A 6,416-nucleotide genomic window follows, 5' to 3' on the forward strand; every position below is an offset into this window, starting at 1 on the left:
ACTATAAAAATAAAAATGCCCGGAAACACCGGGCTTTAAGCATATATTGGATTAGGCAAGACGATTACCCGGTATAAACCATTCACGACGGGAATTTAATAGATCCTGAGCGCTCATGGCTTTCTTACCGGCCGGTTGCAGCGATTCAAGATTCAGGATCCCTTCTGCTGTCGCAACCTGGATACCGTTCTTGCTGGCGTCGATAATCGTGCCGGGTTCAGCAGCCGTATTGCCATTAATGACTGACGCTTTCCAGACTTTCACTGGCTGCTCATCAATCTCCATCCAGCTCATCGGCCACGGATTAAAAGCGCGGATGCAGCGTTCAAGTTGAGCGGCAGACAAGGACCAGTCGAGCCGGGCTTCTTCTTTACTCAGTTTTTCAGCATACGTCACCAGCGCCTCATCCTGAACTTCCGGCTTCGCCGTATTATCAGCAAGCTGCTGCAGCGTCTCGATAAGCCCTTGCGGACCGAGGCCTGCCAGTTTGTCATACAGCGTAGCGCTGGTATCGTCTGCAGTAATAGGGCACGCCAGTTTATGCAGCATGTCGCCAGTGTCTAAACCTACGTCCATCTTCATGATTGTGACGCCAGTTTCAGCATCCCCCGCCCACAGGGAGCGCTGGATAGGTGCCGCACCACGCCAGCGCGGGAGCAAGGAGCCATGCACGTTGATACAACCCAGACGAGGCATATCAAGCACCGCTTTTGGCAGAATTAAACCGTAAGCCACCACGACCATTACGTCGGCGTTCAGGTCAGCAACCAGCTGCTGATTTTCCTGAGGGCGTAAGGATGCGGGCTGGAAAACAGGAAGCCCATGCTCTTCTGCCAGCACCTTTACCGGGCTCGGCATCAGTTTTTTACCGCGACCAGCCGGACGGTCCGGCTGGGTAAAGACGCCGACAACCTGGTGACCAGAAGATAACAGCGCGTCAAGATGACGCGCTGCAAAATCAGGGGTTCCCGCGAAGATAATACGTAGTGTTTTAGACACGATGATCCTTGTATCCGGGGGGACGTTATGCGCGAGAGCGCAAACGATCCAGTTTCTCTACTTTTTGACGAATACGCTGCTGTTTCAACGGCGAGAGGTAATCGATAAACAGCTTACCGACCAGGTGATCCATCTCATGCTGAATGCAAATTGCCAGCAGGTCATCTGCTTCCAGTTCGAACGGATTACCGTCACGATCCAAAGCGCGAATTTTCACTTTTTCGGCACGTGGCACCAAAGCGCGCTGTTCCGGAATAGAAAGACAACCTTCCTCAATGCCTGTTTCACCGCTCTTCTCAAGCAATTCAGGGTTGATCAGCACCAGACGCTCATCGCGATTTTCAGAAACGTCGATCACGATAATACGCTTGTGAATGTCTACCTGCGTCGCCGCCAGGCCAATGCCTTCTTCGGCGTACATGGTATCGAACATATCATCAACGATACGCTGGATTTCTGCATTCACTTCTTTAACCGGTTCAGCGACGATGCGAAGGCGCTCGTCCGGAATATGTAACACTTGCAAAACTGCCATAAATTTCCAGAGTCGTGTTCAGGAGTTGATAAGAATATTACTTCTATTCTAGACAAATCCCGGGTCGATTGACAGCATCAGTGACCAATCGCAATGATTGCGCAGGCCGCTTATGGCAGGGGGAAAGGATGACGTCTATCGAGATATGGCTACGGCTAATACACACAGGTTCATTATGTGGCGATGGAATGCTGGAAGCGGCTGCACGGCTGCACAAGCAAAAAAATATCGATGCTTCCGCTGTCAGAGACGCCGGGCTGTCAGCAAAACAGGCTGAACGGTTCTTTGCTCCAGATGAGGGTGAGCTGGAGCGAAGTCTGGTGTGGCTTGAGCAGCCGGGAAATCATTTATTGACGGCAACCCATCCGCTTTATCCTCCTTTACTTCGCGCAATTCCTGATTATCCCGGTGCATTATTCGTAAAAGGTAACCCTGAAACGCTTAATGCTGCCCAGCTGGCGGTCGTGGGTAGCCGTGCGCCGTCATGGTATGGAGAACGATGGGGGAAAATTCTGTGCGAACAACTTTCGCAAAGTGGTATCACAATCACCAGCGGACTGGCCTGCGGTATAGACGGTGTTGCTCACAACGCCGCGCTGTCTGTAAACGGGCGTAGCGTGGCCGTACTGGGGAACGGCCTGTTTAGCATTTATCCCCGTCGGCATCAGGCGCTGGCTATGCGGCTTATCGAAGCTGACGGGGCGATAGTGTCTGAGTTCCCTCTTTCGGCTCAGCCCCGGCCGGCAAACTTTCCGCGTCGTAATCGAATCATCAGCGGGCTTAGCCAGGGTGTATTGGTCGTTGAAGCTGCAGTGCGAAGCGGCTCGCTGGTCACTGCACGATGCGCGCTCGATCAGGGGAGGGAGGTTTTCGCCTTACCCGGCCCGATTGGTAACCCGGGGTGTGAAGGACCACACTGGCTGATAAAGCAGGGTGCGACGCCGGTAACAGAAGCGCGGGACATTCTTGAAAATTTGCAATATGGCTTGCAATGTCTGCAGGAAGATCCCGAAAAGCGACATTATTCATCAGATCAGGGAAAGGTGGCATTGCCATTTCCCAAGCTCCTGGCTAACGTAGGAGATGAGGTAACACCTGTTGACGTTGTCGCTGAACGTGCCGGCCAACCTGTGCCAGTAACGGTAGCACAGCTACTCGAACTGGAGTTAGCAGGGTGGATCGCAGCTGTACCCGGCGGCTATGTCCGATTAAGGAGGGCATGCCATGTTCGACGTACTGATGTATTTGTTTGAGACTTACATCCATAACGAAGCAGAAATGCGAGTGGATCAGGACAAATTGACACAGGATCTTACCGATGCGGGGTTTGAGCGGGAAGATATCTATAATGCGTTGATGTGGCTGGAAAAACTGGCTGATTATCAGGAAGGCCTCGCCGAACCGATGCAGCTTGCTTCTGACCCGTTGTCAGTACGCATTTATACCGCAGAAGAGTGTGAAAGGCTGGACGCCAGCTGCCGGGGATTCATCTTATTCCTTGAGCAGATTCAGGTGCTGAACCTCGAAACGAGAGAAATGGTGATAGAGCGTGTCATGGCGCTGGATACGGCAGAATTTGAACTGGAAGATCTGAAATGGGTGATTCTGATGGTTCTGTTTAATATCCCGGGCTGTGAAAATGCCTATCAGCAAATGGAAGAATTACTCTTTGAAGTGAATGAAGGTATGCTGCATTAATTCTATGTGTAGCACCAAGAGTTGTTATGGCCAAATCAGCACTATTCACGGTGCATAAAAACGAGCCCTGCCCGCAGTGCGGGGCTGAACTTGTTATTCGGTCCGGGAAACACGGCCCGTTTCTCGGTTGTTCACACTATCCGGAATGTGATTATGTCCGTCCTCTGAAAAGCCAGGCGGATGGACATATCGTCAAAATTCTGGAAGGACAGCTATGTCCTCTTTGTGGTGGTGAACTAGCGCTACGTCAGGGCCGTTTCGGTATGTTTATTGGCTGTAGCCGTTATCCGGAATGTGAGCATACGGAACAAATTGATAAGCCTGATGAAACGGCTATTGCGTGTCCTCAGTGTCAGCGCGGTCAGTTGGTACACCGCCGTTCCCGCTATGGTAAGACCTTCCATTCCTGCGATCGCTACCCTGAATGCCAGTTCGTTATCAATTTCAAACCGGTAGCGGGCGTCTGCACTCATTGCAACTATCCGCTACTTATCGAGAAGAAAACGGCGCAAGGTGTGAAACGCTTCTGCGCCAGCAAACAATGTGGAAAGCCGGTAACGGCGGATCAAAATAGTGAATAATAACCTGCCATCAGGCTCCATTGCGCATGCTGTGGACGTGCTGAAAAATGAAAAAGTCATCGCCTATCCAACTGAAGCTGTTTTTGGGGTCGGTTGCGATCCTGACAGCGAGACGGCTGTGAGCCGCCTGCTTGCCTTAAAACAAAGACCCGTAGAGAAAGGGTTGATTTTGATAGCTGCGAATTACGAGCAGCTTAAGCCCTACATTGATGACTCTATGCTGACACCGGCGCAGCGCGAGACTATTTTCTCCGCATGGCCAGGACCGGTGACCTTTGTTTTCCCGGCGCAGCCGACAACACCGCGCTGGCTGACCGGACGCTTTGATTCCCTCGCCGTTCGCGTCACCGATCATCCTCTGGTGGTTGAGCTTTGCCTGGCATTTGGTAAACCGCTGGTCTCAACCAGCGCCAACCTGACCGGATTGCCACCTTGTCGTACAACCGAAGAAGTGCTGGCACAGTTCGGAAATGACTTCCCGGTTGCTGTTGGAGAGACGGGAGGGCGCCTGAATCCGTCTGAAATTCGCGACGCTTTGACCGGCGAACGTTTTCGCCAGGGGTAATCTCATGGAAACCTATGCTGTTTTTGGTAATCCGATTGCACACAGCAAGTCACCGCTGATCCATCAGCAATTTGCGGAGCAGCTGCAGATAAATCATCCCTATGGCCGCGTACTGGCACCGGTAGATGCATTTATTCCAACGCTCGAGGCTTTTTTCGCCGCAGGTGGCAAAGGTGCGAATGTGACGGTTCCTTTTAAAGAGGTAGCTTTCGAACGTGCTGATGAACTTACCGAGCGCGCTTCTCTTGCTGGTGCAGTAAATACCCTAAAACAGCTTGAGGACGGACGTCTTCTGGGCGACAACACCGACGGAATAGGTTTGCTGAGCGATCTGGAACGACTGTCGTTTATTAAACCTGGGTTCCGGGTCCTGCTGATTGGTGCGGGTGGCGCATCGCGGGGAGTACTGTTACCTCTGCTTTCTCTGGACTGTGCGGTGACCATTACCAACCGAACTTTTTCCCGGGCAGAAGCGCTGGCGGCGTTGTTTGCGCATACCGGCAGCGTAAGTGCGGTAGCGCTTGACGATCTTGCCGAACGTGAGTTCGATCTTGTCATTAATGCCACATCCAGCGGCATCAGTGGCGAAATCCCGGCGATCCCCGCTTCGCTGGTCAGCGCGCACATGTACTTCTATGACATGTTCTATCAGAAAGGGAATACGCCCTTCCTGAACTGGTGCGAACAACACGGTGCGAAACAGTTAGCCGATGGGCTGGGAATGCTGGTGGGGCAGGCTGCGCATGCGGTACTGCTCTGGCACGGGGTGTTGCCTGCAGTCGAGCCGGTCATTGAAAAGCTAAAGCAGGAGCTTTCGGCGTGAATCAGGCTATTCATTTCCCGGACAGAGAGAGCTGGGATGAGCATAAGCAGGCGGTCTGTTTTCCGGTGCTGGTGCAGGGGATGCAGCTTACCTGTGCCATCCATGGAGAAGCGCTGTTACATCGTTTTGGCGGCACAGACCCGATAGCCGTTTTTTGCGAAAATCGCTGGGATCTGGAAGAGGAAGCCAGCGATTTAATCCGCGAGCAGCAGGAAGACGATCAGGGGTGGGTTTGGTTATCCTGATCCAAATAGTCATTCTTCCATTTTACGTAGTTGTTCGCCGAGTATTTTAATCCTTCGATCTCTGCCTCCTTCAGGGGGCGGATCTGTTTTACCGGGCTTCCCAGATAGAGATAACCACTTTCCAGACGTTTGTTCTGCGGAACCAGGCTACCGGCCCCAATCATTACGTCTTCTTCTACTATCACGCCATCCAGCAAAATCGATCCCATGCCAACAAGCACCCGATTACCGATAGTGCAGCCGTGAAGCATCACTTTATGTCCGACGGTAACATCTTCTCCAATGATGAGGGGATTGCCCTCCGGGTTATAAGAGGATTTGTGCGTAACATGCAGAACGCTACCGTCCTGAATATTGGTACGGGCACCGATCGACACATAATTTACATCTCCCCTGATGGCGACGAGCGGCCAGATACTGACGTCATCGGCCATTCGGACATCACCAATGACCACGCTGGTGGCATCGATCATCACGCGATCGCCTTTTTGGGGGAACAGATCTTTATAAGGGCGTAACACTGCAGACATAACTACCTCTAAGGATGAGCGCTATACGGAAGACTTGATCATATTATTGGATCGAGGCAAGGCAAAATGCGTCAATATTTAAGCAGATCGGGCGGGATTTCAGCGAAAAGCGCGGAAAATCAGCAGTCGAAAAAAAAGATCTAAAAAACACTTGTGCTAAAAATTGGGATCCCTATAATGCGCCTCCATCGACACGGCGGATGTGAATCACTTCACAGTTAACCCGGTCGGTTGAAGAGAAAAAATCCTGAAATAACGGGTTGACTCTGAAAGAGGAAAGCGTAATATACGCCACCTCGCAACGGTGAGCGAAAGCCGCGTTGCACTGCTCTTTAACAATTTATCAGACAATCTGTGTGGGCACTCAAAGTGACATGGATTCTTAACGTCGCAAGACGAAAAATGAATACCAAGTCTCTGAGTGAACATACGTAATTCAT

Annotated in this window: 9 protein-coding genes; 6 read left to right on the top strand and 3 right to left on the bottom strand. The window is 51.7% G+C overall.

The genetic code is table 11. The features are described from left to right. Positions 1 to 51: 51 nt before the first annotated feature. Positions 52 to 999 (bottom strand): methionyl-tRNA formyltransferase, encoded by a 948-nt coding sequence (gene fmt / locus ACTJI7_RS22690; RefSeq protein WP_047363717.1) that lies wholly within the window; start codon positions 997 to 999, stop codon positions 52 to 54. A 25-nt stretch (positions 1,000 to 1,024) separates the two neighbouring features. Next, positions 1,025 to 1,534 (bottom strand): peptide deformylase, encoded by a 510-nt coding sequence (gene def, locus ACTJI7_RS22695; RefSeq protein WP_006812188.1) that lies wholly within the window; start codon positions 1,532 to 1,534, stop codon positions 1,025 to 1,027. A gap of 128 nt (positions 1,535 to 1,662) precedes the next feature. On the opposite strand from def, the gene dprA reads away from it, so the two are divergent. Genes dprA through ACTJI7_RS22725 form a run of 6 tightly spaced genes read left to right on the top strand, consistent with a single transcriptional unit; the run spans position 1,663 to position 5,446 of the window. Further along, complete coding sequence (gene dprA, locus ACTJI7_RS22700; protein ID WP_182035590.1) at positions 1,663 to 2,787, top strand: DNA-protecting protein DprA; 1,125 nt, start codon at positions 1,663 to 1,665, stop codon at positions 2,785 to 2,787. Next, on the top strand, positions 2,759 to 3,232 hold the full coding sequence (smg, locus tag ACTJI7_RS22705) for a DUF494 family protein Smg (protein WP_008503477.1): 474 nt from the start codon (positions 2,759 to 2,761) through the stop codon (positions 3,230 to 3,232). Before dprA ends, smg begins: the two co-directional genes overlap by 29 nt. 26 nt (positions 3,233 to 3,258) lie before the next feature. Then, a complete protein-coding gene (locus ACTJI7_RS22710; RefSeq protein ID WP_440671041.1) occupies positions 3,259 to 3,813 on the top strand; it encodes a topoisomerase DNA-binding C4 zinc finger domain-containing protein in 555 nt (184 codons plus the stop codon). Next, a complete protein-coding gene (tsaC, locus tag ACTJI7_RS22715) occupies positions 3,806 to 4,378 on the top strand; it encodes an L-threonylcarbamoyladenylate synthase type 1 TsaC (RefSeq protein WP_045630331.1) in 573 nt (190 codons plus the stop codon). Before ACTJI7_RS22710 ends, tsaC begins: the two co-directional genes overlap by 8 nt. A gap of 4 nt (positions 4,379 to 4,382) precedes the next feature. Beyond that, the gene (gene aroE / locus ACTJI7_RS22720) at positions 4,383 to 5,201 is read left to right on the top strand and encodes a shikimate dehydrogenase (protein ID WP_248224138.1); all 819 of its coding nucleotides are present in this window, start codon (positions 4,383 to 4,385) and stop codon (positions 5,199 to 5,201) included. Beyond that, positions 5,198 to 5,446 (top strand): DUF1488 domain-containing protein, encoded by a 249-nt coding sequence (locus ACTJI7_RS22725; protein ID WP_028014624.1) that lies wholly within the window; start codon positions 5,198 to 5,200, stop codon positions 5,444 to 5,446. The genes aroE and ACTJI7_RS22725 overlap by 4 nt, the downstream gene beginning before the upstream one ends. Here ACTJI7_RS22725 and ACTJI7_RS22730 read toward each other — a convergent pair. After that, positions 5,422 to 5,976, bottom strand: a complete 555-nt coding sequence (locus ACTJI7_RS22730; protein ID WP_049138489.1) for a gamma carbonic anhydrase family protein — start codon at positions 5,974 to 5,976, stop codon at positions 5,422 to 5,424. The two genes, ACTJI7_RS22725 and ACTJI7_RS22730, sit on opposite strands and share 25 nt — an antisense overlap. Positions 5,977 to 6,416: the final 440 nt, after the last annotated feature.

The organism is Enterobacter sp. 22499 (assembly GCF_052044815.1).
GTDB lineage: Bacteria > Pseudomonadota > Gammaproteobacteria > Enterobacterales > Enterobacteriaceae > Enterobacter > Enterobacter bugandensis.

Coding starts and splice junctions, on each gene's coding strand:
- def (WP_006812188.1), bottom strand. CDS start 1,534: ATGGCAGTTTTGCAAGTGTTACATATTCCGGACGAGCGCCTTCGCATC.
- dprA (WP_182035590.1), top strand. CDS start 1,663: ATGACGTCTATCGAGATATGGCTACGGCTAATACACACAGGTTCATTA.
- smg (WP_008503477.1), top strand. CDS start 2,759: ATGTTCGACGTACTGATGTATTTGTTTGAGACTTACATCCATAACGAA.
- ACTJI7_RS22710 (WP_440671041.1), top strand. CDS start 3,259: ATGGCCAAATCAGCACTATTCACGGTGCATAAAAACGAGCCCTGCCCG.
- aroE (WP_248224138.1), top strand. CDS start 4,383: ATGGAAACCTATGCTGTTTTTGGTAATCCGATTGCACACAGCAAGTCA.
- ACTJI7_RS22730 (WP_049138489.1), bottom strand. CDS start 5,976: ATGTCTGCAGTGTTACGCCCTTATAAAGATCTGTTCCCCCAAAAAGGC.